Annotated in this window: 23 protein-coding genes; 10 read left to right on the forward strand and 13 right to left on the reverse strand. The window is 63.3% G+C overall.

The window, feature by feature from the left end; genetic code table 11:
* Window positions 1–46: 46 nt before the first annotated feature.
* Together rimK and J7573_RS20775 are read right to left on the reverse strand one after the other, a co-directional pair.
* Window positions 47–952, reverse strand: a complete 906-nt coding sequence (gene rimK / locus J7573_RS20770) for a 30S ribosomal protein S6--L-glutamate ligase (RefSeq protein ID WP_103448592.1) — start codon at window positions 950–952, stop codon at window positions 47–49.
* A complete protein-coding gene (locus J7573_RS20775) occupies window positions 949–1,431 on the reverse strand; it encodes an ATP-dependent zinc protease (RefSeq protein WP_294339810.1) in 483 nt (160 codons plus the stop codon). Before J7573_RS20775 ends, rimK begins: the two co-directional genes overlap by 4 nt.
* Window positions 1,432–1,540: 109 nt before the next feature.
* On the opposite strand from J7573_RS20775, the gene J7573_RS20780 reads away from it, so the two are divergent.
* Window positions 1,541–1,942, forward strand: coding sequence for a S4 domain-containing protein (locus tag J7573_RS20780; RefSeq protein WP_294339812.1), 402 nt, complete (start codon window positions 1,541–1,543; stop codon window positions 1,940–1,942).
* 27 nt (window positions 1,943–1,969) lie between these two features.
* Here the strand turns inward: J7573_RS20780 and J7573_RS20785 are convergent, their stop codons facing one another.
* Window positions 1,970–2,764, reverse strand: coding sequence for a phosphatase PAP2 family protein (locus tag J7573_RS20785; protein ID WP_294339813.1), 795 nt, complete (start codon window positions 2,762–2,764; stop codon window positions 1,970–1,972).
* A 119-nt stretch (window positions 2,765–2,883) separates the two neighbouring features.
* Here J7573_RS20785 and hslO point away from each other — a divergent pair, with 119 nt between their 5' ends.
* The 3 genes from hslO (at window position 2,884) to J7573_RS20800 (ending at window position 6,211) form a co-directional block, all read left to right on the forward strand.
* Window positions 2,884–3,783, forward strand: coding sequence for an Hsp33 family molecular chaperone HslO (gene hslO, locus J7573_RS20790; RefSeq protein ID WP_085678662.1), 900 nt, complete (start codon window positions 2,884–2,886; stop codon window positions 3,781–3,783).
* A gap of 179 nt (window positions 3,784–3,962) precedes the next feature.
* Window positions 3,963–5,504, forward strand: a complete 1,542-nt coding sequence (locus J7573_RS20795; RefSeq protein WP_294339857.1) for a phosphoenolpyruvate carboxykinase — start codon at window positions 3,963–3,965, stop codon at window positions 5,502–5,504.
* Window positions 5,505–5,770: 266 nt separating this feature from the next.
* On the forward strand, window positions 5,771–6,211 hold the full coding sequence (locus J7573_RS20800) for a thioesterase family protein (protein ID WP_294339859.1): 441 nt from the start codon (window positions 5,771–5,773) through the stop codon (window positions 6,209–6,211).
* 56 nt (window positions 6,212–6,267) lie between these two features.
* Here the strand turns inward: J7573_RS20800 and J7573_RS20805 are convergent, their stop codons facing one another.
* The 3 genes from J7573_RS20805 to fdhD form a co-directional block, all read right to left on the reverse strand.
* Window positions 6,268–6,744: a glycine zipper domain-containing protein gene (locus tag J7573_RS20805; RefSeq protein WP_294339861.1), complete on the reverse strand. Its 477-nt coding sequence runs from the start codon at window positions 6,742–6,744 to the stop codon at window positions 6,268–6,270.
* Window positions 6,745–6,957: 213 nt separating this feature from the next.
* Window positions 6,958–9,303, reverse strand: a complete 2,346-nt coding sequence (locus J7573_RS20810; RefSeq protein ID WP_294339863.1) for an FdhF/YdeP family oxidoreductase — start codon at window positions 9,301–9,303, stop codon at window positions 6,958–6,960.
* 5 nt (window positions 9,304–9,308) lie between these two features.
* Entirely contained in the window at window positions 9,309–10,139 is an 831-nt protein-coding gene (fdhD, locus tag J7573_RS20815; RefSeq protein WP_294339865.1) for a formate dehydrogenase accessory sulfurtransferase FdhD, read from the reverse strand.
* A gap of 175 nt (window positions 10,140–10,314) precedes the next feature.
* Between fdhD and lysM the strand changes: the two genes are divergently transcribed.
* Window positions 10,315–10,755, forward strand: a complete 441-nt coding sequence (gene lysM / locus J7573_RS20820; protein WP_294339867.1) for a peptidoglycan-binding protein LysM — start codon at window positions 10,315–10,317, stop codon at window positions 10,753–10,755.
* A 112-nt stretch (window positions 10,756–10,867) separates the two neighbouring features.
* Here lysM and yrfG read toward each other — a convergent pair whose 3' ends face one another.
* Window positions 10,868–11,530, reverse strand: coding sequence for a GMP/IMP nucleotidase (gene yrfG, locus J7573_RS20825; protein ID WP_294339869.1), 663 nt, complete (start codon window positions 11,528–11,530; stop codon window positions 10,868–10,870).
* A gap of 64 nt (window positions 11,531–11,594) precedes the next feature.
* On the opposite strand from yrfG, the gene nudE reads away from it, so the two are divergent.
* Both nudE and cysQ read left to right on the forward strand, forming a co-directional pair.
* On the forward strand, window positions 11,595–12,161 hold the full coding sequence (gene nudE / locus J7573_RS20830) for an ADP compounds hydrolase NudE (protein WP_015268611.1): 567 nt from the start codon (window positions 11,595–11,597) through the stop codon (window positions 12,159–12,161).
* Complete coding sequence (gene cysQ, locus J7573_RS20835) at window positions 12,158–12,976, forward strand: 3'(2'),5'-bisphosphate nucleotidase CysQ (RefSeq protein ID WP_294339874.1); 819 nt, start codon at window positions 12,158–12,160, stop codon at window positions 12,974–12,976. Before nudE ends, cysQ begins: the two co-directional genes overlap by 4 nt.
* Before the next feature lie 159 nt (window positions 12,977–13,135).
* On the opposite strand, the gene J7573_RS20840 is transcribed toward cysQ, so the two are convergent.
* Genes J7573_RS20840 through rfbC form a run of 5 tightly spaced genes read right to left on the reverse strand, consistent with a single transcriptional unit; the run spans window position 13,136 to window position 18,246 of the window.
* Window positions 13,136–13,591: a YiiD C-terminal domain-containing protein gene (locus J7573_RS20840; protein ID WP_294339876.1), complete on the reverse strand. Its 456-nt coding sequence runs from the start codon at window positions 13,589–13,591 to the stop codon at window positions 13,136–13,138.
* On the reverse strand, window positions 13,588–14,997 hold the full coding sequence (locus tag J7573_RS20845; protein WP_294339878.1) for a sigma-54 dependent transcriptional regulator: 1,410 nt from the start codon (window positions 14,995–14,997) through the stop codon (window positions 13,588–13,590). Before J7573_RS20845 ends, J7573_RS20840 begins: the two co-directional genes overlap by 4 nt.
* Entirely contained in the window at window positions 14,994–16,808 is a 1,815-nt protein-coding gene (locus J7573_RS20850) for an ATP-binding protein (RefSeq protein ID WP_294339880.1), read from the reverse strand. The genes J7573_RS20845 and J7573_RS20850 overlap by 4 nt, the downstream gene beginning before the upstream one ends.
* Before the next feature lie 38 nt (window positions 16,809–16,846).
* Window positions 16,847–17,707 carry a dTDP-4-dehydrorhamnose reductase gene (gene rfbD / locus J7573_RS20855; RefSeq protein ID WP_294339882.1) on the reverse strand — a complete coding sequence of 287 codons (861 nt, stop codon included), beginning with the start codon at window positions 17,705–17,707 and terminating at the stop codon, window positions 16,847–16,849.
* Entirely contained in the window at window positions 17,704–18,246 is a 543-nt protein-coding gene (gene rfbC / locus J7573_RS20860) for a dTDP-4-dehydrorhamnose 3,5-epimerase (protein ID WP_294339885.1), read from the reverse strand. Before rfbC ends, rfbD begins: the two co-directional genes overlap by 4 nt.
* A gap of 453 nt (window positions 18,247–18,699) precedes the next feature.
* On the opposite strand from rfbC, the gene aguA reads away from it, so the two are divergent.
* Both aguA and J7573_RS20870 read left to right on the forward strand, forming a co-directional pair.
* Complete coding sequence (gene aguA / locus J7573_RS20865; protein WP_294339886.1) at window positions 18,700–19,806, forward strand: agmatine deiminase; 1,107 nt, start codon at window positions 18,700–18,702, stop codon at window positions 19,804–19,806.
* 184 nt (window positions 19,807–19,990) lie between these two features.
* Window positions 19,991–20,188, forward strand: coding sequence for a hypothetical protein (locus J7573_RS20870; protein WP_110637838.1), 198 nt, complete (start codon window positions 19,991–19,993; stop codon window positions 20,186–20,188).
* A 186-nt stretch (window positions 20,189–20,374) separates the two neighbouring features.
* Here J7573_RS20870 and J7573_RS20875 read toward each other — a convergent pair whose 3' ends face one another.
* Complete coding sequence (locus tag J7573_RS20875) at window positions 20,375–22,477, reverse strand: TonB-dependent siderophore receptor (RefSeq protein ID WP_294339894.1); 2,103 nt, start codon at window positions 22,475–22,477, stop codon at window positions 20,375–20,377.
* 444 nt (window positions 22,478–22,921) lie between these two features.
* Between J7573_RS20875 and J7573_RS20880 the strand changes: the two genes are divergently transcribed.
* Window positions 22,922–24,211, forward strand: a complete 1,290-nt coding sequence (locus J7573_RS20880) for an OprD family porin (protein WP_294339897.1) — start codon at window positions 22,922–22,924, stop codon at window positions 24,209–24,211.
* Window positions 24,212–24,233 lie beyond the last annotated feature (22 nt).

A 24,233-nucleotide genomic window follows, 5' to 3' on the forward strand; every position in this document is an offset into this window, starting at 1 on the left:
CCTGTGGGAGCGGCTTTAGCCGCGAAGGGGCCGGTGCAGGCTTGAATCAGCCTTTGCCTTTGGTGCGGGTCTGATTCGGCCCGCCATTCTTCTCCAGGTGCTCGATGATCATCGCGGCCACGTTCTTGCCGGTGGTCGTTTCGATCCCTTCCAGCCCCGGCGACGAGTTCACTTCCATCACCAATGGCCCGTGGTTGGAGCGCAGGATATCCACACCCGCCACGCTCAGCCCCATCACCTTGGCGGCGCGAATGGCCGTCATGCGCTCTTCGGGGGTGATCTTGATCAGGCTGGCCACCCCACCGCGGTGCAGGTTGGAGCGGAACTCCCCTGGTTTGGCCTGGCGTTTCATCGAGGCGATCACTTTGTCGCCTACCACGAAGCAGCGGATATCCGCACCGCCGGCCTCCTTGATGTATTCCTGAACCATGATGTTCTGCTTCAGCCCCATGAACGCCTCGATCACCGACTCGGCGGCCTTGGTGGTTTCGCACAGCACCACGCCGATGCCTTGGGTGCCTTCCAGCACCTTGATCACCAGCGGCGCGCCATTGACCATCTGGATCAGGTCGGGGATGTCATCCGGCGAGTGGGCGAAACCGGTAATCGGCAGGCCGATGCCGCGACGCGACAGCAATTGCAGCGAGCGCAGCTTGTCACGCGAACGGGCGATGGCCACTGATTCGTTCAGCGGGTACACACCCATCATTTCGAACTGGCGCAGCACCGCGCAGCCGTAGAAGGTTACCGAGGCGCCGATGCGTGGGATCACTGCATCGAAACCTTCCAGCGGCTTGCCGCGATAGTGGATCTGCGGCTTGTGGCTGGCGATGTTCATGTAGGCCCGCAGGGTGTCGATCACCACCATTTCATGGCCCCGCTGGGTACCGGCTTCGACCAGGCGGCGGGTGGAATACAGACGCGGATTGCGCGACAGCACAGCGATCTTCATGCAGCACCTGTGACAGGGGAGAGGGTGGCCGGATAGGCCGGTTTGTCTTGTACGTATTTCAGGCCGGGGTTGACCACCAGCTGGCCGTGTATGAGCGCCTTGGAACCCAGCAGCAGGCGATAGCGCATGTTCTTGCGGCAGGCCAGGGTGAACTCGACTTGCCAGACTGCGTCGCCCAAGGCCAGCGTGGTGCGGATCACGTAACGGGTCTGTGCCTGGCCGTTGGAGCTCTTGATGGTCTTCATGGTCACCAGCGGCGCTTCACAGCGACGGTGGCGCAGTTGTACGACCGAGCCGAGGTGGGCGGTGAAGCGTACCCAAGGTTGGCCGTCACGTTCGAACGGCTCGACGTCGGTGGCATGCAGGCTGGAGGTGCTCGCGCCGGTGTCGATCTTGGCGCGCAGGCCCGCCACGCCGAGGTCGGGCAGGGCCACCCACTCGCGCAGGCCGATCACTGTCAGATGGTCAAATTTCTTCACGAAGCACACCCTGCGGATAAGGTGGTGAACTGTAAGCACGGCGGGGACTTTTTGCATCCGTCAGTTACGGTAGTACAGTTCGATGAAAGACAGAATTCGAGGAAACGAGATGGCACAAAAAGCCGAGGACGACGACAAGGTCCGCCTGGATAAATGGCTGTGGGCGGCGCGCTTCTACAAGACCCGCGCGCTGGCCAAGGCGGCGATCGAGAGCGGCAAGGTGCATTGCCGCGGCGAGCGCTGCAAGCCGGGCAAGGAACCTCGGGTGGGTGATGAATTCGTGCTGCGTACCGGGTTCGACGAGCGCACGGTTGTGGTCAAGGCGCTATCGGTGGTGCGGCGTGGGGCGCCGGAAGCGCAGACGCTTTATGAAGAGACTGAAGACAGTATGCGCCGGCGCGAGCAGGCGGCCGAGATGCGCAAGGCGGGGGCGATGGGGGTTACCACTGATGGTCGGCCGAACAAGAAGCAGCGGCGACAGATTCACCAGCTGCACGGAAGCTTTGAATAGCCGGGGCTGCAAAGCAGCCCCAGCGATCTAGCGGATTACCGCCAGTCGCCCGACCAACGGTAACTTCTTGGCAATAGCAAAGAGAGGTGCCGTCCAGCGCAACAGCAAGGCGCTGCCCTTGGCCGCCAACGGCGTGTGGCAACTCCAGCCCAACGCCAGTATCGCCATCAGCAGGCCGCCGATGTAATCGTCCTGTCCCCAGTGCGCCCCGGCCACTAGCCGCGGCATCATGAACAGGAAGGCCAGGCCCCAAACCACGAGGTGCTGCACCAGGCGGCGGCTGAACAGGCTCATGTACAAGGCCCAGATCAGCAGCACCGAGGCGTGATCGCCAGGGAAACTGTTGCTGGAACGGTCCTTCAGCTCCCAGGCTTTTTCCAGGTTCGGGTAGTAGCTGCTGAGGTGCACCACGTTGTCGAACACCATCGATGGGCTGTCATGTTGCCAACCCATTGCATCCACCCACTTGGAAAACAGCGCGCGAATCACCACTAATAGGAGCAGCGTGACCAGAAAGCCAAAGAAGGCTTCGCGAACATGGCTGGCCTTGAACACCCAGTTGCCACGGATCAGCATGGCCAGGAGGGTCAGACCGACGACGATGTCGAAGGGGCGCAGGCTGCCGATGGCCCAGATATGGCGCCAGGTCGTGTTGTCGGCCAGAGGCGTGTTGAGGCTATGGAATAGCCACTCGTCGAAAGTCAGGCACAGGATCTGGCCAATAGGCCATAACCAGAAACACAGTAGAGCGATGGGAAGCAGCGTACAGGCTGCCAATGGCCCCCAGGACCACCTTGCTTGGAACAGTGGTCGATTGTCCATAGAATACCTCTATTGCAAACAGGAATCAGAGCGCCTCGTGAGCGCTCTACCACGGGATCTCGCAGTGGTTCGATATCCCGTGTAACCATTTTGTCATCATTTTCAGATAGCCAAAACCTATGAGCGATTTGCCTGATACCGATTTCACCCAACGTTTCATCTTCGACGAGCGCGATGTGCGCGGCGAGTGGGTGTCTCTCGATGACAGCTACGCCGCGGTGCTGGCGCGTCATGAGTACCCGCAGCCAGTGCAGGCACTGCTTGGCGAACTGATGGCTGCCACCGCCTTGCTGGTGGGCGCGCTGAAGTTCGACGGCCTGCTGATTCTGCAGGCGCGTTCCGAAGGGCCAATCCCGCTGCTGATGGTCGAGTGCTCGGGCGAACGTGACATCCGCGGCATGGCCCGCTACGAAGCGGAGCAGATCCCGGCCGACGCTACCCTGGAGCAGTTGATGCCCGGCGGCCACCTGACCCTGACCATCGACCCGGTCAAAGGCCAGCGCTACCAGGGCACCGTCGACCTGGACGGCGCCAACCTGTCAGAGTGCTTCACCAATTACTTCGTGCAGTCGCAGCAGCTCAACACCCGCTTCTGGCTCAACGCCGAAGGTGGCAAGGCCCGTGGCCTGCTGCTGCAACAGCTGCCGCGCGATCGCCAGCCGGACGATGAAGAACGCGAAGACAGCTGGCAGCACGTGATTGCCCTGGCCAAGACGCTCAAGCCCGAAGAGTGGTCGGAAGACAACGAAACCCTGCTGCACCGTCTGTACCACGAAGACGCGGTTCGCCTGTTCGACATCCAGCCGCTGCGCTTCAAGTGCAGCTGCTCGCGCGAACGTTCTGGCAACGCGCTGGTCAGTCTGGGTGAGCACGATGCCAAGGCGCTGGTCGAGGAGTGCGGTGGCACGGTGGAGATCGATTGCCAGTTCTGTAACCAGCGCTATTTCTTCGATGCCAGCGATGTTGCGCAACTGTTTGCCGGTGGCGGCACGGAAGCGGCGTCAGAAACTCGCCACTGAAACGTTTAATTTCAGGTGAATCTCCTGTCGAATTGCGCAAAAGCGCAGTTCTGACAGGAGGGGCCTACTTTTTTTGGGCGTTTCTGGCATAATCCGGCCACTTTTTTCGCTGTAGTAGTTTTTTCGAGACAACTACAAAACGTTTGGAGCACTCGGCCTCGGGCCGGATGGGGTATCTCATGACGCAAGCCAACAACACCGTGTACACCGACCTGAGCGTCGATGAGCTGGTTAAAGAAGCGCTGTCCCGCGGTGAAGGCGTGCTGGCCGATACCGGCGCACTGGTAGTCGAAACTGGCCACCGTACTGGCCGCTCGCCGGCTGACCGTTTCATCGTCGAAGAACCTTCCACCCAGGACCAGATTGGCTGGGGCCCGATCAACCGCAAGTTCCCGGCCGACAAGTTCGATGCCCTGTGGGACCGCGTCGAGGCGTTCAACAACGCTCAGGATCACTTCGTTTCCTACGTTCACGTAGGGTCTGCTGCCGAGCACTACCTGCCGGTGAAGATGACCACCCAGACAGCCTGGCAGAACCTGTTCGGCCGTTGCCTGTTCATCAACCCGCAGCAGTACAACCCAGCTGGCCGCGACGAGTGGCAAGTTCTGAACGTCGCCAACTTCGAGTGCGTGCCAGAGCGCGACGGCACCAACTCCGACGGCTGCGTGATCATCAACTTCGCCCAGAAGAAGGTGCTGATCGCTGGCATGCGTTACGCCGGCGAAATGAAGAAAGCCATGTTCTCGGTGCAGAACTTCCTGCTGCCGGCTGCCGACGTACTGCCGATGCACTGCGCCGCCAACATCGGTGAAGCTGGCGACGTTACCCTGTTCTTCGGCCTGTCCGGCACCGGCAAGACCACCCTGTCGGCCGACGAGAGCCGTTACCTGATCGGTGACGACGAGCACGGTTGGGGCGAAGGCGTTGTCTTCAACATCGAAGGCGGCTGCTATGCCAAGTGCATCGACCTGTCCGAGAAGAACGAGCCGGTCATCTGGAAAGCCATCAAGCATGGCGCCGTGCTGGAGAACGTCGTGCTCGACGCCAACAAGCACGCCGACTACGCCGATGTCAGCCTGACCCAGAACAGCCGTGCCGCCTACCCGCTGGAGCACGTTGCGAAGGTCTCCGAGAAGAACCTGGGCGGTGAGCCGAACGCGGTCATCTTCCTGACCTGCGACCTGACTGGCGTTCTGCCGCCGGTTTCGATCCTGAACAACGAGCAGGCGGCCTACCACTTCCTGTCCGGCTACACCGCGCTGGTCGGTTCCACCGAAATGGGTTCGGGCGGCGGCATCAAGTCGACCTTCTCCACCTGCTTCGGCGCACCGTTCTTCCCGCGCCCGGCTGGCGTCTACGCCGAGCTGCTGATCAAGCGCATCAAGGCTTTCGGTTCCAAGGTCTACCTGGTCAACACCGGCTGGACCGGCGGTGGCTACGGCGTTGGCAAGCGCTTCAGCATCCCGACCACCCGTGGCGTGATCGCTGCCATCCAGAGCGGTGCTCTGGTCGGCGCCGAAACCGAGCACCTGGACATCATCAACCTGGACGTGCCGAAGGCCGTTCCGGGCGTTGAAACCGAGCTGCTCAACCCGCGCGCTACCTGGGCTGACAAGGCTGCCTATGACGAGGCCGCCCAAGGCCTGGCCAAGCTGTTCATCGAAAACTTCAAGAAGTTCGAAGTTTCCGACGCCATCAAGGCTGCTGGTCCTCAGCTGTAAGCTGACCCCGGCCGTAACGAAAAAGCCGCCCCCTGGGGCGGCTTTTTGTTTTCTGAGAACTGACACGGTCATTGTGGGAGCGGCCTTGCGTCGCGAAAGGGCCGCATCGCGGCCCCAGCAATATCTGCCTAAATGCAGAAACCCTGGGGCTGCTGCACAGCCCTTTCGCGACGCAAGGCCGCTCCCACATTGACGGTGGCAGGAAGTCAAAAACTGGAATTTCTGTTTCACTGTCTGCATCCACTGCCAAGACACGGGCCTACCAGATGACCGAATCCCCCAGCCGCACGGCTTTCTCCCACTTCCACCCAATCCTCACCCGCCCCCAGGACAACGACGTCAACGGCCACATCGCCGGCGCCACCGTGCACGGCTTCTTCGAGGCCGCCATCCAGGCCTTCCTCGTCGAACAGGCCGAGCTGGACCTGCGCGATGGCGAGCTGGCGGCTTTCGTGGTGAGTTCGGCGGCAGACTTCTTCGCCTTGCCGGGCTTCCCGGATGTGCTGGAGGTGGGGCTAGGGGTGACACGGCTGGCGGGCAGCACCGTGGAGTACCGCCTGGCGCTCTACCGTCCGGGGGAGACCGATGCATGCGCGGCAGGGACGGTGGTGCAGGTGTTCATCGAGCGCGCCAGCGGCAGGCCGGTGCCGCTGCCCGAGGCGTTACAGGCGATCCTGGCTGGCCTGCAGCTGGATACGCAGGCATGAAAAAGCCCTGCCGGTGAGGGCAGGGCTCTTTTTACCCGTGGGCTGAGCCTCAGGTATCAGTCGTGCCAGTGACGGTGCTTGCGGTGGCCATAGTGGCGGCCACGGTCATGATAACGACGGTCGTCGTAGTCACGACGGTAGCGACGGTCGTCATGGCGCTCGTCTTCATCGGCCTTGTTGCCCATGTAGTTACCCAGCGCACCACCAGCACCACCGCCTGCGGCCGCACCGATGTAGCTACCGGTGGTACCGCCCATCGAACGACCTACCACGTTACCGCCTGCAGCGCCCAGGGCGCCACCGATGGCGGCCTCGCCACGCTGGCGCTTGTCGGCACCCAGGGCGCCGCCGGCCGCACCGCCCAGACCGGCACCAATGGCGCCGCCGGTGCTACCACCGATGGAGTTGCCCACTACGGAGCCGAGTACCCCACCCAATGCGCCGCCAATGCCAGCCTCGGTATTGCCGCCTGCCATGGCAACGCCGCTGAGCAAGCTGAAAGACAACAACAGAATCGAGGAGTACTTCTTCATCAAGAGAGCCTCATAGGGATGACGTGGGCGAATTTGAGGCTACGGAGGGCGGCTGGCAACGAAAATCCGACGAGTAACACGAGTTGTACACAATTCTCTAAGTTACTGTATTTGCTGTGAAACTTTATCGTTTTTCGCGTGTCTGAGCTATTTATGACAAAGCCCTGAACCTCGCGGAACAGGGCTTTTTTCGTTTTTGCCGAGGCGTTCTGCTTACAGGATTCGGCCGTCGTCCCGGGCACGTTCCAGCTTGATGGCCACGAACTTGGACGTCGGTGTATGGCTGCCGTCGCCGATGCTTTCCAGCGGAATCAGCGGGTTCACTTCCGGGTAGTACGCCGCTGCCTGACCGGCAGGGATGTCGAAGGCCAGCAATGTGAAACCCTGCACACGGCGCACATGTTCATCGCCCCACAACGAGACGATGTCGACCTTCTGCCCAGGCTGGAAGCCCAGGCGGATGATGTCGGCCTCGTTGGCGAACAGCACCTCGCGCTGGCCGCGCACACCGCGGTAGCGGTCGTCCAGGCCGTAGATGGTGGTGTTGTACTGATCGTGGGAGCGCATCGACTGCATGATCAGGTCCGGCAATTGGCCGCTGGCGCGGACACGCTCGTCGATCAAGGTATCGGGCAGCAGGTTGGCCTTGAAGTTGGCGCGGCCCGTGGTGGTCTTCCACTGGCGGCTGCCGGCGCTGTTGCCCAGGTAGAAGCCGCCCGGGTGGGCCAGGCGCTGGTTGAAGTCGGCAAAGCCGGCAATGGTGTCGCCGATCAGGTCGCGGATGCGTGCGTAATCGGCCACCAGCCAGTGCCAGTCCACCGGCTGCTTGCCCAGGGTGGCGGCCGCGATACCGGCGACCACGGCAGGCTCCGAGCGCATCTGGGGCGACAGTGGCTTGAGTTGGCCATTGGAGGCATGGACCATGCTGAACGAGTCTTCAACGGTGACTGCCTGCGGCCCATCGGCCTGCAGGTCGATGTCGGTGCGGCCCAGGCACGGCAGGATCAGTGCTTGCTTGCCGTGGATCAGGTGGCTGCGGTTGAGCTTGGTGCTGATGTGCACGGTGAGTTCGCAATTGCGCAGGGCCTGTGCGGTACGCTCGGTGTCCGGGGTGGCCTGGGCGAAGTTGCCGCCAAGGCCGATGAACACTTTCGAACGGCCATCGAGCATGGCGTGGATCGCCTCGACGGTGTTGTGGCCGTTGTGCCGCGGCACCGGGAAGTTGAAGCGTTTTTCGATGGCATCGAGCAGGGCCACCGGCGGGCGCTCGTTGATGCCCATGGTGCGATCGCCCTGCACGTTGCTGTGGCCACGCACCGGGCACAGGCCGGCGCCCGGCACGCCAATGTTGCCGCGCAGCATCTGCAGGTTGACGATTTCCTGGATGGTCGGCACCGAATGGCGATGCTGGGTAATGCCCATCGCCCAGCACATGATCACCCGCTTGCCACGGCAGTACATGCGTGCAGCCAGTTCGATGTCGGCCAGGGTCAGGCCGGACTGCGCCTGGATGTGCTCCCAGGAGGTGGCGTCCACCGCAGCCAGGTACTCCTCCACGCCATGACCGTGCTCGGCGATGAACACATGGTCGAAGACTGCCGGCTCGCCGTTGGCCTGGGCTTCGCGCTCCCATTGCACGACGAACTTGGCCATGCCGCGCAGCAAGGCCATGTCGCCGCCCAGCGCCGGGCGAAAGAACGCGGTGTTGGTCGGGCGGTCGCTGTTGGTCAGCATCTCCAGCGGGTTCTGCGGGTGCTGGAAGCGTTCCAGGCCACGCTCCTTGAGCGGGTTGACGCAGACCACCTGGGCGCCACGTTTCACCGCGTCGCGCAGGGGGTCGAGCATGCGTGGGTGGTTGGTGCCCGGGTTCTGGCCCCAGACGAAGATCGCATCGGCATGCTCGAAGTCGTCATAGGTGACCGTGCCCTTGCCGACCCCGACGCTCTGGCCCAGGGCCACACCACTGGCCTCGTGGCACATGTTCGAGCAGTCGGGGAAGTTGTTGGTGCCGTAGGCGCGCACGAACAGCTGATACAGGTAGGCCGCTTCGTTGCTGGCGCGGCCGGAGGTGTAGAACTCGGCCTGGTCGGGGGTGGCCAGTTTGTTCAGTTCACGGGCGATCAGGGCGTAGGCGGCCTCCCAGGCAATCGGTTGGTAGCGATCGCTCTGTGGGTCGTAGACCATCGGTTCGGTCAGGCGGCCCTGGTACTCGAGCCAGTAGTCACTCTGCTGCAGCAGCGCGCTGACGCTGTAGCGCGCGAAGAACGCCGCATCGACGCGGCGCTTGGTGGCCTCCCAGTTGACCGCCTTGGCACCGTTCTCGCAAAACTTGACCATGCCGCTCTCGGGCGAATCGCCCCAGGCGCAGCTGGGGCAGTCGAAGCCGCCATTCTGGTTGGTCTTGAGCAGGGCGCGGAGGTTCTTCAGCGCGTTGTCGCTGCCGACCCAGGCCTTGGCCACGCTGCGCAGCGCGCCCCAACCACCGGCGGGGCCGTGGTAGGGCTGGTAGCGAGGAGTGGAGGCTGGGGCGTTGTCCGGGAGTTGCTGGTACGAGGTCACGGCTGTTACGACTCCGCCGCTGGGCTGTAGACCCGCGGTGCACTGTGTTTGGGCAGATGAATGAGGTTGAGGTTGTGCTTGCGTGCCCATTGCAGGGCAAGGCCGGTGGGCGCCGAGAGGCTGACCAGGGTCTGAATGCCAGCGCGCAGCACCTTCTGGATCAGCTCCAGGCTGCAGCGGCTGGTGACGATGGCCAGGCCGCCCTCGGTGCTGATGCCTTGGCGCAGCAGGGCGCCGATCAGCTTGTCGAGGGCGTTGTGCCGGCCGATGTCTTCGCGGCCCATCAGCAATTCGCCCTGGGCGTTCATGAACAGCGCAGCGTGCACGGCACCGCAGTGTTGGCCCAGCGGTGTGAACGCATCAATGCGCTCGCGCAGGCCCGCCAGCCATTGCGCCGGTGGCAACGGTGCGCCAGGCAGTGCGGTCAGCTCCGGCAGCGCCTGTTCCAGGGCTTCCACCCCGCACAGGCCGCATCCGCTGGTGCCGGCCAGCTGGCGGCGCTGGTTCTTCAGGTTCCAGAACGCACGGCTGGAGATCTCCAGGTCGGCGTACATCGCCGAGCCGCTGCCGGAGAGTTTCAGGTCATAGATTTCCGAAGTGCCTTCGACGATGCCGCTGCCAACGCTGAAGCCGACCGCGAAGTCTTCCAGGTCGGTGGGGCTGACCAGCATCACTGCCTGGTTCAGGCCGTTGTAGGCAATGGCCAGGGCGACCTCTTCGGCCAGCGGCGTGCAGGCGCGTTCGTCATCGCTGAGCTGGACGTAGTCGTAGGTGTTGCTGGCGGCGGGCAGGGCCAGAGGCGTCGAGGCCGCGCAGACCGGAGGTTTGCTTTGCATCGGGCGAGATAACCGGCGGCTATTTGATAGCACCAGCCTAGGCCGGCGGGCCGGGCGCGTCTAATCGCTAGGGTCTATGCCTTGATAGACCGCGTCGATGGGTCGCAGTGGGGCGGGCAGGGCAATCCTGGCCTAGACTCCTGGCTCCGAGGTTTACGTCAACAAGGAGCGCGTCATGAGCCTGTTCAGTTTCGTGAAGGAAGCCGGCGAGAAGTTGATCGACCTGCTGACTCCCGGCAATGCCAATGCCGAGGAACAGCTGAAGAAGCACGTGGAAAGTGTCGGCCTGGGCAACCCGAACATCTCGGCCACTGTAGAGGGTGACAAGGTCATTCTCAAGGGCGAGGTGGCCAGCCAGGAAGAGAGAGAGAAGATCATTCTCGCCGCCGGCAACATCGCCGGGGTGGCCAGCGTCGATGATCAGATCACCGTGACCGGGCCGGTCGTGGCGGCGGCAAGGTTCGTCACCGTGAAAAAGGGTGACACGCTGTCAGCCATCTCTGTGGTCGTGTATGGCAATGCCGGTCAGTACAACAAGATTTTCGAGGCCAACAAGCCGATGCTCAAGCACCCGGACAAGATCTACCCAGGGCAGGTGCTGCGCATTCCTGAATGATCCCTATCTGCTGTCCCGGCCCTTTCGCGGGTAAACCCGCTCCCACAGGTTTTTCATCACATTCAAATGTGGCGCCATATCTGTGGGAGCGGGTTTACCCGCGAAGGGGCCCTCAAAGGCCTACCAATAATTCCCGGTAGTCCTCGACCGCCGCAAACTCCTCGGTATCGCGCGGCTGCGCCTTGCTGTCCGGCTGGCGCACCGCCAGCAGATGCCCCACGCCAAAGCGCCGTGCACTGCGCAGGATGGCCAGGGTGTCATCGATGAACAGGCTGCGCTGCGGATCAAAGCCGATATCCGCTTTCAAGGCGTCCCAGAATTGCGGGTTTTCCTTCGGGTAGCCGTAATCGTGCGAACTGATCAGCCGTTCGAAATACGGCTCCAGTTCCACCCGTTCCAGCTTCAGTGACAGTGAGTCGCGATGGGCATTGGTGATCATCACCACGCGCTTGCCGGCCTTGCGAATGGCCGCGAGGAAGGTGTCGGCATCGGGCCGCAAGGCGATCAGGTCGGCGATTTCGCGCTTGAGCTCGCGAATCGGCAGATTCAGCTCGCGGCTCCAGAAGTCCAGGCAGTACCAGTTGAGGGTGCCGGCGTTGCGCTCGAACAGCGGCTGCAGCTCCATTTCCGCCATGGCCCGGCTGACCCCATGCAGCTCGGCGTAGCGCTGGGGCAGGTGGTCGAGCCAGAAGCGGTTGTCGTAGTGCAGGTCGAGCAGGGTGCCGTCCATGTCCAGCAGGACGGTATCGATGGCAGACCAGGGAAGAACAGGCATGGGAAACTCTCGATCAGTCGGCTAGCCACGGTATAGTAACCCGTTCACGCCAAGGAGCCGCCCCATGCGCCAGAAACCCACCGTACTCAGTCGCGAGATCGTCGCCAGCAGCCGCCTGTTCCGGGTCGAGGCCGTGCAGCTGCGCTTCAGCAATGGCAACGAGCGCACTTATGAGCGCCTGGTCGGCCGTGGCAACGGCTACGGCGCGGTGATGATCGTGGCGATGCTCGACGCCGAGCACGCGGTGCTGGTGGAGGAATATTGCGGCGGCACCGACGAATACGAGCTGTCGTTGCCCAAAGGCCTGATCGAGCCGGGTGAGGACGTGCTCGCCGCCGCCGACCGCGAGCTCAAGGAAGAAGCCGGCTTTGGTGCTCGCCAGCTGGAGCACCTGACCGAGCTGTCGCTGTCGCCTGGCTACATGAGCCAGAAGATCCAGGTGGTGCTGGCCAGCGACCTCTACGAGGAGCGCCTGGAGGGAGACGAGCCGGAGCCGATGCGGGTCGACAAGGTCAACCTGCGCGAGCTTTCGGCCCTGGCCATGCACCCGCAGTTCACCGAGGGGCGAGCATTGGCGGCGCTGTACCTGGCCCGTGACCTGTTGATCCAGCGGGGGCTGCTCGAAGCATGAACGACCTGCAACTGATGCACGAAGTGGTCAAGCTCGCCCAGTTGGCCGGCGAGGCCATCCTGCCGTTCTGGCGAGCCGAAGTGGCGGTGATGAACAAGGCCGACGATTCACCGGTGACGGCCGCTGACCTGGCGGCGCATCGGGTCATTGCCGATGGCTTGCTGGCGCTGGCGCCGCAGATCCCGGTGCTCTCCGAAGAGGACTGCAATATCCCGCTGGCCGAGCGCCAGGGCTGGAGCCGCTGGTGGCTGGTCGACCCGCTCGACGGCACCAAGGAGTTCATCGCCGGCAGTGAGGAATTCACCGTCAACATCGCGCTGGTCGAGAACGGCGAGGTGGTGTTTGGCGTGGTGTCGATGCCGACCAACGGGCGCTGCTATTTCGGTGGCCGCGGCTTCGGCGCCTGGCGCTCTGAAGGGGCTGCCGAGGCCCTGCCTGTTCAGGTGCGCAATGCGCCGCCTGCCGGTGGCCGTTTCACCGTGGTGGCCAGCCGTCGTCATTCCAGCCCGCAGCAGGAGGCACTGCTGGCAGGCCTGAGTGCTGCCGTGGGTGAGCTGGAGCTGGCCAATATCGGCAGCTCGCTGAAATTCTGCCTGTTGGCCGAAGGCAGCGCCGACTGCTACCCACGCCTGGCGCCGACTTCACAGTGGGACACTGCGGCGGCACAGGGTGTGCTGGAAGGTGCCGGTGGTGAGGTGATCGAGGTGGATGGCCAGCCTTTCCGCTATCCGGCGCGTGAGTCGCTGCTTAACCCATTCTTCCTGGCGTTGCCTGCCAAGGCTGCCTGGCGCCAGGCCTTCCTGAGCCTGATCTGACTCAAGCGCTAGCGCGCACTTTTGTAGGAGCGGCCTTGTGTCGCGAAAGGGGCGCGTAGCGGCCCTAGGATTTCAGCCACGCCGCATGGATCGCCGGGGCCGCTTTGCGGCCCTTTCGCGACACAAGGCCGCTCCTACAGAAGGATCGTGCCAGCCTTGTCAGCGGTGCAGGACGTACTGCCCGCTGAAGGTGACAGCGGGCTCATCGCTGCCGGCATTGCTGACCGTGGTCGCCAGTGTCAGCCGGGCCCGGCCACGGCGCTGGTACATCGTCAGGAACCGCTCCCAGGTCTTTTCGTCCGGCGCCGCGCAGCGCGCCACCGCCGCGCCGGTCACCGGCAGCGGGTAGCTGATCTGGCCTTCCTGGATGACGATATGCCCGTCATCGATGCCCAGTTCGCGCAGGCGCAGGTGCAGCCAGCCCCATCCCACCAGCACCGCGGCGCAGTACAGGCTGCCGCCGAACATGGTGCTCTTGTGGTTGACGTTGGCAGCCAGCGGCAGTTGCAGGCGCAGGGTCTTGGCTTGCCAATCGATGACCTCCAGGCCCATCTCACGGGTTAGCGGAATGTCGCCGTGCAGCACGGACTGCAGGTATTGGCTATCGGAACTCATGGGCGGTTTTCCTCGTGGTCATCGCTGCCGCTGCTACCGCCTTCAAAATGCAGGCCGTGCTTGCGCAGCTTGTCGTGCAGGGTCTTGCGCGGGATGCCGAGGGCTTCGGCGAGGCTGCGCATGGAGCTGTGGGGCTGCGCCAGTTCGGCGGCGATCAGCGAGCGCTCGAACTGTTCGACCTGTTCGCTGAGATTGCCCAGCAGTATCGGCGTCGCGCTGGCCGCAGCAGGCGGTGCCTGGCCATCGAGGGCCAGTTCCAGGCCCAAGGCAAAACGTTCGGCAGCGTTCTGCAGTTCGCGCACGTTGCCTGGCCAGTCGTGGCGCAGCAGCATGGCCCGCTGGGCCGGTTGCAGGCTGTGAGGGGGCAGGCCATGGCGCTGGCTGGCAGCATCGGCGAAGTGCTGGAACAGCACCAGGATGTCGTCACCGCGTTCGCGCAAAGGCGGGATGCGCAGCGGCGCCACGTTCAGGCGGTAGTAGAGGTCGGCGCGGAAGCGGCCCTGGTCGGCCGAGGTGCGCAGGTCTTCCTTGGTGGCCGCGATGATGCGGATATCCAGCGGGATGAGTTGGTTGCCTCCGAGCCGTTCGACCACCCGCTCCTGCAACAGTCGCAGCAGCTTCACCTGCACGTCCAGGCTCATGCTCTCGATCTCGTCGAGGAACAGCGTGCCGCCGTTGGCGAACTCGAACTTGCCGATGCGGCGCTTCTGCGCACCGGTGAAGGCGCCCGGCTCGTGGCCGAACAGCTCGCTTTCGACCACCGACTCGGCCAGCGCACCGGCGTTGATGGCCACGAACGGACCCTCGCGGCGGCTGGACAGGTCGTGCAGGGCACGAGCGACCACCTCTTTGCCCGCGCCGGTCTCACCGAGGATCAGGACATCGGCACGGGTGCCTGCCAGGGCGCCGATCTGCTCACGCAGGCGCTGCATCGACGGTGAGTGGCCGACCAGCCGGGTGGCCAGTTGCTGACGGTCGCTCAGGGCCAGGCGCAGGCTGCGGTTGTCCAGCACCAGGCGGCGCAGGGCCAGGGCGCGGCGCACGCTGTCGAGCAGGGCGTCGCTGGCGAAGGGCTTTTCCAGGAAGTCGTAGGCGCCCGCGCGCATGGCCTGCACTGCCAGCGGCACATCGCCGTGGCCGGTAATCAGCAGCACCGGCAGTTCGCTGTCGCGGCCGTGCAACTGCTCCAGCAGCTGCAGGCCGTCGATGCCAGGCATGCGGATATCGCTGACCACCACGCCCGGCCAGTCGGGTTCGATGCGCTCGGCCAGGCCTTGGGCGTCAGCCAGGGCAACGACCTTGAGCCCAGCCAGGTCGAGGGTCTGGCTCAGGGCCTGGCGCAGGTGTGGGTCGTCGTCGACCAGGATCACCTGGGCCTGGCTGTCGATGTAAGGCTCGGTCGTCATGCCGAGGAGTCCTCCGAAGTGGGCAAGGTAGCGCCGGGTGCGGCCACGCGCAGTTGCAGAGTGAGCAGGGCGCCACCTTCAGGGTGGTTGGCCAGCAGCAGTTCACCGCCCAGCGTGCGCATCAGGCTTTCGCAGATGGCCAGGCCCAGGCCCAGGCCCTGGGTGCGGGTCTTGGTGGTGAAGAATGGCTCCTTGGCGTGCTCCAGGGCCTGGCGGCTGAAGCCCGGGCCATTGTCGCGAATGTACAGGTAGACGTAGTCATCGTGCTTTTCGGCACTCAGCCACAGGCGCCGCGGGTTGGCCTTTTCCGTCAGGGCGTCGAGGGCGTTGGCCAGCAGATTGCCGAGCACCTGGCGCAGGCGGGTTTCGCCAGCCTGCACCCACAGAGTGGCTTCGGGCAGGTCGCGGATCAGCTCCACGGCCATCGCCCGACGGCGCTTGGCCAGCAGGGCCAGGGCATCATCCAGTGCCGGTTGCAGGGCCACGCTTTCCGGAGCGTGGCGGTCGCGACGGGCGAAAGCGCGCAGGTGAGCGATGATCGACGCCATGCGCCCGGTCAGTTCGCCAATCAGCTTGAGGTTGCCGCGGGCGTCCTCGGTGCGCTGATGGTCGAGCAGGACTTCGGCGTTCTCGGCGTAGCTGCGGATCGCCGCCAGGGGTTGGTTGAGCTCGTGGCTGATGCTCGCCGACATGGTGCCGAGCACCGACAGCTTGCCGGCCTGGACCAGTTCGTCCTGGGCGCGTACCAGTTCTTGCTGGGCGTTCTCGCGTTCCAGCACGGCGCTTTTCAGCCGGGTGTTGAGGCCTTCGAGGGCGGCGGTCCGCTCGGCCACGCGCTTTTCAAGCTCCTGGCGGCCACGGGCCTCAAAGTCGATGCGGTCGATGTAATGGCGGCGCCGCTGCATCACCAGGCCGGCGAACAGCATCAGCACCAGCAGCGCGCCGGCGCCGATGGCCATTACCGTCTGCACCGAGCGATCGACCAACAGGCGCGGGGCGAGGATGCTCACCTGCCAGCCGGTTTCCTTGATGTCGCGGGTCTGGGTGAGCCAGGCGTCCTGGTTCAGCATCAGCGGTTGCGGGGCCTGGGTCGGGTAGGGCTGGATGGCGACGATCGCCTGGCGCTCGGCGTCGGTCAGTTCACGGGTGGCGCGAAAGCGCCAGTCAGGGCGCGAGGTGAGGATCACCACGCCGTTGTGGTCGGTCAGCAGCAGTTGCTCAGGGGTACGGCCCCAGAGGGTTTCGGTGTGGTCCAGGTCGACCTTGACCACCAGCACGCCCACGATGCGCTCGCGGTCGCGCACGGCGGCAGCGAAGAAGTAGCCACGTTTGGCCGAGGTGGTGCCCTGGCCGAAGAAGCGACCCAGGCGGCCGGCCATGGCTTCGATGAAATACGGGCGGAAAGAGAAGTTGCGGCCGACGAAGCTGTCCTGCTTGTCCCAGTTGGAGGCAGCCAGGGTATTGCCGCTGACGTCCATCAGGTACATCACCTCGGCGCCGGTCTGCTGGACGATGTCCTTGAGCAGGCGGTTGGCGTTGGTGACTGCCTCGAGGCGGAACGGGTCGGCCAGCACGCCGCGCAGCGCCGGCAGGTCGCCGAGGATCTGCGGCAGGGTTTCGTAGCGGTGCAGGGTGCCGAGCAGGTTGGCGACGTACAGGTCGAGGGTCTGGCGGTTCTGCGAAGCCAGTTCGTCCTGGTAGTAGCGTTCGGCCAGATGGTGCAGTGGCCACAGCAGTGGCGCCAGGCACAGGGCCAGCAGGGCCAGGCTGCGCCAGCGGGGACGGCGAGGGGACGTGGGTTTTGCAATCATCGCGTAAGTGCGCCAGATGGGTCTGGCGCAATTATGCGCTACTTGAGGCAGTCGATCAGCGCTTGCTGCCAGTGCGGCAGGTGTACGTCCCACTCACGGGCCAGGCGCGAGCAGTCCAGGCGTGAGTTGGCCGGGCGACGCGCCGGGGTCGGGTACTCGCTGGACGGGATCGGCAGCAGCTCGGCGCAAGGCAGGCCGCGCGCCTTGAGTTGTTCGCCGATGGCCTGGGCAAAGCCGAACCAGGAGGTTTCGCCCTGGGCGGTCAGGTGATAGGTACCCCAGGCGCCGCGCTGCCCGGCTTGCCAGCGCTCGATCAGTTCCCGGGTGGCGGCGGCGATGGTCGTGGCCCAGGTGGGGGCGCCGATCTGGTCGTCGACCACGCGCAGCTGCGGTTTTTCCTGCAGCAGGCGTTGCATGGTCAGCAGGAAATTGCGCCCGTACAGCGAGTAAACCCAGCTGGTACGTAGAATCAGGTGCTCGCCATCCACCGCAGCGATGGCTTGTTCCCCGGCCAGTTTGCTGCGGCCGTAGACACCCAGCGGGTTGGGGCGGTCGAACTCGGTATAGGGCAGGGCCTTTTCGCCATCGAAGACATAGTCGGTGGAGTAGTGGATCAGCGGCGCACCCAGGCGCACCGCCTCTTCGGCCAGTACCCGCGGGCCTTCAGCGTTGATCGCGAAGGCCAGGTCGGGCTCGCTTTCGGCCTGGTCCACCGCGGTGTGGGCGGCGGCGTTGATGATCAGCTGCGGGGCCAGGCGCCGCAGTGGCTCGCGCAGCGCCTCGGGGCTGGCCATGTTCAGTTGGTCACGGCCAAGCAGATGCACTTCGCCGAGCCCGTTCAACTGCGCCTGCAGTGCCTGAGCGACCTGGCCATGGTGGCCACAGACGAGAATCTTCATGGGAACAGGTCCGCGTCTTTCAACAGCACGGCCGCCTGGTCCTTGGCTGACAGGGTCGGGTTCTCCACGCCCCAGTCGATGGCCAGGTCAGGGTCGTCCCAGCGGATCGAGCGCTCGGCGGCGGGGTTGTAGTAGTCGGTGGTCTTGTACAGGAAGTCGGCCGTTTCGCTCAGCACCAGGAAGCCATGGGCGAACCCCGGCGGAATCCAGAACTGCAAGTGGTCAGTGGCAGTAAGGTGCCGGGCCACCCAGCGGCCGAAGTACGGCGAGCTGCGGCGGATGTCCACGGCCACGTCCAGCACTTCGCCTTGCACCACGCGCACCAGTTTCCCCTGCGGGTTGTCGATCTGGTAATGCAGGCCGCGCAGCACGCCGCGCTGGGAGCGCGAATGGTTGTCCTGGACAAAGTGGCCGTCGAACCCGGTCTGTTTCTTGAATTCGCGGGCATTGAAGCTTTCGAAGAAGAAGCCACGGCTGTCGCCGAAGACCTTCGGTTCGATGATGACTACGTCAGGTATCTCGGTCGCTATGATGTTCATGGAAATTCTTCGGTCAGTGTGCTGAAGGTCCGACCTTGAAAGGTCCGCTCTATGTCCGCCGTCTTGGCAAACTGAGCCTAGATCGGCTGGCGGTGAGCCAGCACGCGCCCACCTGTGGATTTCATCTTCGCACCGGGTTATCGGCCACAAGCCCGGCTTCCTCAGTAGAAACATGAAACAGGTTTCATCTTGAGGCTTTTTGGCATGCTGATGCAGCCTGCGCCAAGCGATTATATCGAACGTTGAGTCCCGACAGATCCTGGCTGACCGCTTGTCGATCTATATCGGTAAAAAATAACTATTTGTTGGTTTTTAATCGTTTATCAGGCTTCTAAAGTCGATATGTATCGGTTATAAATTAGCCAATCGCGGCGGGCATGATGCACCGTCGGAAATGTCACATTCACTTGCTATCCATCGACCATCGGCCCAGTGCCTTTGCAGAGGTTACCCATGAAGACCCTAAACTCCACCCCCCGCGCCGACGGTTTCCACATGCCCGCCGAATGGGCCCCGCAAAGCCAGGTCTGGATGGTCTGGCCGGAGCGTTCGGACAACTGGCGCCTGGGCGGCAAACCAGCCCAGGCAGCACATGTCACCCTGGCCAAGGCAATCGCCCGCTTCGAGCCGGTGACGGTGGCCGTTTCCGCCGGTCAGTACGAGAACGCCCGTCGCCAGCTCGACCTGCCGAACATTCGTGTGGTGGAAATCAGCAACGATGATGCCTGGGTGCGCGATACTGGCCCGACCTTCGTCATCAACGACCACGGTGAAGTGCGTGGCGTGGACTGGGGCTTCAACGCCTGGGGCGGTTTCGACGGTGGCCTGTATGCGCCATGGAACCGAGATGAGGAACTGGCGGCCAAGGTGCTGGAGATGGAGCGCTGCCAGCGCTACCACACCGAAGGCTTCGTGCTTGAAGGCGGTTCGATCCATGTCGATGGCGAAGGCACCCTGATCACCACCGAAGAATGCCTGCTCAACCGCAACCGCAACCCGCACCTGAACCGCGAGCAGATCGAAGAGATCCTGCGCGAGCAACTGGCGGTGGAAACCATCGTCTGGTTGCCCGATGGCCTGTACAACGACGAAACCGACGGTCACGTCGACAACTTCTGCTGTTACGTCAGCCCAGGCGAAGTGTTACTGGCCTGGACCGATGATTCCAACGACCCCAACTACGCCCGTTGCCACGCCGCCTACGAGGTGCTGAAGAACACCCGTGATGCCAAAGGCCGCGAGTTCGTGGTGCACAAGATGCCAATCCCTGGCCCGCTGTTCGCCACTGAAGAAGAATGCGCTGGCGTCGATCAGGTGGCCGGTAGCCAGGAGCGCGACCCGTCGGTGCGCCTGGCTGGTTCGTACGTGAACTTCCTGATCGTCAACGGCGGCATCATTGCACCGAGCTTCAATGACCCGGCAGATGCCCAGGCCAGAGCGATTCTGGCCAAGGTCTTCCCGGGCCACGAGGTGGTGATGATCCCGGGCCGTGAGCTGCTGCTCGGCGGTGGCAACATCCACTGCCTGACCCAGCAGCAGCCGGCACCGGCCAAGCGCTGATACAGGCCACGCGAAGAAGCCCGTCGGATGACGGGCTTTTTTTTGCCCGGACGATATCCGGAAGGCTGGATGGCATACGTTTTGTATTGTTTTTCAGGGAGTTACCCAGGCAGGCCGGGCACACCGTTCTGTAACAATCACGACGTAGATTAGCCGCTCACGGGCCCAGGGAGTACGTGTAGACATGAACGCAGCAAGTGAGACGGCTTTGCGCCCATCGGCAGTCAATCACCAATCGCTCAGGGTTGTGGCGCAGTGGTTGAAACACCATGGAGGCAAGCGGGTCAGGACGACCGACCCACGACGTCTGCTTGACGGCCGCTATCCTCAAGGGCTGATCAGCGACGCTGAGCTGGATGCGCTGCTGGGGGTCTGGCACTGACCAGGGCAGGAGCCCGCCCCATGAAAAACGCCACCGCAATTGCGGTGGCGTTTTCGTTTAGGGATAACCTGTACCGGCCTCTTCGCGGCAAAAGCCGCTCCCACAGGGGCTGTGCAAGGCCCGAGGCTTGTGGTGTCCCTGTGGGAGCGGCTTTAGCCGCGAAGAGGCCGGTACAGGCCGCCAAAGTCAGAAGCTGTAGGTACCGGTCACCACCAGGCTGCGCGGGTCGCCGACCTGGATCTGCGCGGCGCTGGTCGCCGAGCTGTAGTAGGTCTTGTCGGTGATGTTGCTCAGCGCTGCCCGCACATCCCAGTCATGGGTACGGAACCCTGCCAGTGCATCCCAACGGCCATAGCCTGGCAATACCGTGGTGTTCTGGTTGTCGGCGTAGCGCTCGCCGACCAGCGTCAGCCCGGTCTCGGCATACCAGCCCAGTTCTGGTTTCCAGGTCACGAACAGGCTGCCGTTGCGTTTGGCCACATCGTTGATGCGGTTGCCTTCCTGGCCATTGTTGTCCTTGACGATGGTGGCATCCTGCAAGCCAATGCCGCCGCGCACGTACCAGTTGCCGACGATATTGCCGGTGGCCGTCAGTTCGATGCCGCGCGAGCGTTGCAGGCCGCTGAGCAGGGTGATCTCCGGGTTGTTCGGGTCGCGGGTGCGGCGGTTGTAGAGTTCCAGTTCGTAAATGGCGAGGGTGGTGCTCAGGCGTTCGTCCAGCCAGTCGCTCTTCACGCCGATCTCTTTCTGCCGGGTCAGCTCCGGGCTGGTGTCGTTGGTGTTGCCCGGCGCGCCTGGGGTAATGCCGATCAAGCCGCCGCCGACGGGCGAGAATGTCTTGCTCCACGACGCATAGAAGGAGTGGTCGCGCCAGGGGGTGTAGACCACGCCCAGGCGCGGACTGGTGGTATTGCTGTCCTGTTTCTCGGACAGGTTGCGGACCTTGTTGGTGGTCTCTACCTCGAACTGGTCGAAACGCACCCCGGCCAGCAATTGCCATTGGTCATTCAGGCGGATCTGGTCCTGCAGGTAGAGGCCGCGGCTGTCGACCACGGTGTGGTTGTCGCTCGACACCACCATGCGGCCATTGTGCTGCAGGCTGCGGTCGGGGTTGTAGACATTCAGGCTGGGGACCGGGCTGCCCCCGGCCGAGACCGGCGCCGCGGTGTACAGCGTCGGGTCGCGGCGCTGATTGCCGAACTCCAGCCCGATCAACAGTTTGTGCTCAAGGCCAAGGGTGGCGAAATCACCTTCGGCTTCCAGGTTGTTGAACAGATTGCGGGTGCTCAGGTCTTGTTGCCAGCGCTGGCGGGTGACCGTCTGGTTGCGGGCGTTGTAGCCGGTCAGGTAGGTGTTGTCGAACTCGCTGTCGAGCTTGAACAGGCCAAGGCTGTGGCGCAATTGCCAGGTTTCGTTGAGTTGGTAGTTCAGCCGAGAGCGCAGCGATTGCGCCCGGTCGTCGATGTAGTCGCGCTGGGTGTCGGCATAGGTGGTGCTGCGGCCGACATCTGCCGGGCGCCCGTCGACACCGGGAATGCCACGGTCAGGCGTGCGGTTGTAGCGGCTGTACTCGTACTGCACCAGCCAGTTGAGGTCGGGTGAAAGCTGCCAGCTCATCGATGGCGCGAACAGTTGCCGGCTGCCGTCGATGCCATCGCGGAAACTGTTGTTGTCCTGGTTGCCCATGTTCAGGCGCAGGCTGATGGTGTCGCTGGGGTCGGCACTGAGGTCGGCATACAGGCTGCGCAGGTCTTCACTGCCACCCTGGGCTTCGATCGACGAGCGACGACCCTGCTCGGGAGCCTTGCTCACCCGGTTGACGATGCCGCCCTGGCTGCCACGGCCATAAAGCACGGCTGCTGGCCCCTTGAGGACTTCGACCCGCTCGATGTTATGCAGGTCGCGAATGTACTGGCTGTCGTCGCGGATGCCGTCCAGATAGAAGTCGTTACTGGCCTCGAAACCACGAATACGGATGCTGTCGAAGCGCGTATCGGCACCGCTGCTGACGTTGGGAATGCCCTCCAGCGCCTTGCCCAGCGTATTGCTGCCGTAGTCCATGACGTTGGAAGTCTTCACCGTGTCGATGGCTTGCGGCACATAGCGCACCGGCGTCGACGTGCGGGTCGCGGTGCTGACCTCCTTGACCCGTGGGTTGTCTTTTTCGCGCTCGCTCTCGGCAGTCACCGAGAGTTCGGGAAGTGTGGTGCTGGTGGCGCTGGCCAGGCTGGGGCTGATCAACAGTGACAGGCCAAGGCCGAGGAAGGGCAGGCGATTGGGGACGGGCATCGGAACATCCGGGCAGGGGTAAATGAAAAACAGGCGCGAATGGTAATGCTTGTTATTTACTGCTGCTCGGGTATTTGTAAAGCCTTGTCTTTACATATGTATCAGTTTGTAAGTGCCGCTTTTCAACCGACTGCAGCCGAGTTTTCCCACAGAAGTCAAAATGACTGCCGATTGCGTCAAGAGGCATGAAAATGCCCCGGTCACGCCAGTGAAATTGGTTATATCAACCTGCAATTCACGATTTTTTGACATTTGTAATCGCAGGCAGCTAGGATTCGGCCAACGCTTGCTGGCCACGACTGGCCATGCTGCTGCTCAAAGCCTGCCACGCCACTGTCGGCGGGCTTTTCAGTTCGGATCCGCACAGCGTCGAACCTACGAAGGGGCGTTGGTTCCTGGCGTAATGGTGCAAAGCGTTTTTGATTTAGAAATAAGGAAAACAAAATGTTGAAAACCAGGATCAGCCTGGTCGCCCTGGCGATGATCGCCGCGACCCAGGCCCAGGCCAACGATCAGGCCGACAGCAAGGGCTTCCTCGAGGACAGCCACGCCAACGTTCTGCTGCGCAACGCGTTCATCAACCGTGACAAGAAGCACGGCAAGAACGACCAGAGCGAATGGGGCCAGGCGTTCATCGGCAAATTCTCCTCCGGTTTCACCCAGGGCACCGTCGGCGTGGGCGTTGATGCCTTCGGCCTGTACGCCCTGCGCCTGGATGGCGGCAAAGGCCGCAACGGCGCTGCCGGCATCGACTTCTTCAAGCCAAGCGACACCGACCCGAAGAACTCGCCGCACAACCTGGCCCGCGGTGGCGCTGCCATCAAGTTCCGCGTCTCCAACACCGTGCTCAAGTACGGTGACATGATGCCTGAGCTGCCGGTCCTGCAGTACGACGACAGCCGCCTGCTGCCCGAGAGCTACACCGGTACCTTCATCACCTCCAAGGAGATCGAAGGCCTGGAGCTGAACGCCGGTCACTTCACCGAGGAAGCGCGCAAGAGCGCCGAAGGTCGCGACAGCGGCCACCTGAAGTCGATCGATGTGTTCGGTGGCAGCTACAAGTTCACTGACAACTTCACCGCTTCCGCCTACACGTCGAACATCGAAGACGTGATGAAGAAGCACTACCTGGGCATGAACTACGTCTTCCCGATCGCGGCAGACCAGTCCCTGACCCTGGACTTCAACGGCTACAAGTCGGACATCAACAGCAAGTACGTCCAGAAAGCCGAGCTGACCGGTGACGAAAACACCATCTGGAGCCTGGCGGCCACCTACGCCTTCGGCCCGCACTCGGTGACCCTGGCGCACCAGCGCAGCACCGGCAGCACCGGCTACAACTACGGCTGGTACCAGGACCGCGGTGGCGTGGGTGACGGTGGTTCGACCATCTACCTGGCCAACTCCTACTGGTCCGACTTCAACGCCGAAGACGAGCGCTCCTGGCAGCTCGCCTACGGCCTGGACTTCGGCGCCTTCGGCATGCCGGGCCTGACCTACAAGATCGCCTACGTGGCGGGTGACAACATCAACACCCACGGCTTCGGCGAAGGTAAAGAGCGCGAAATCTTCAACCAGCTGCGCTACGTCGTTCAGGACGGCCCGGCCAAGGACCTGTCGGTCAAGCTGCGTGGTTCCTGGCTGCGAACCAACAACGCGGTACAGCAGAACGGCTACAACGACGACGGCAACGAAGTCCGCGTATTCGTCGAGTACCCGATCAGCATCTTCTGATCCTGACCGAGCGTCTCGAGCA

Source organism: Pseudomonas sp. (genome assembly GCF_017744435.1).
Lineage (GTDB): Bacteria > Pseudomonadota > Gammaproteobacteria > Pseudomonadales > Pseudomonadaceae > Aquipseudomonas.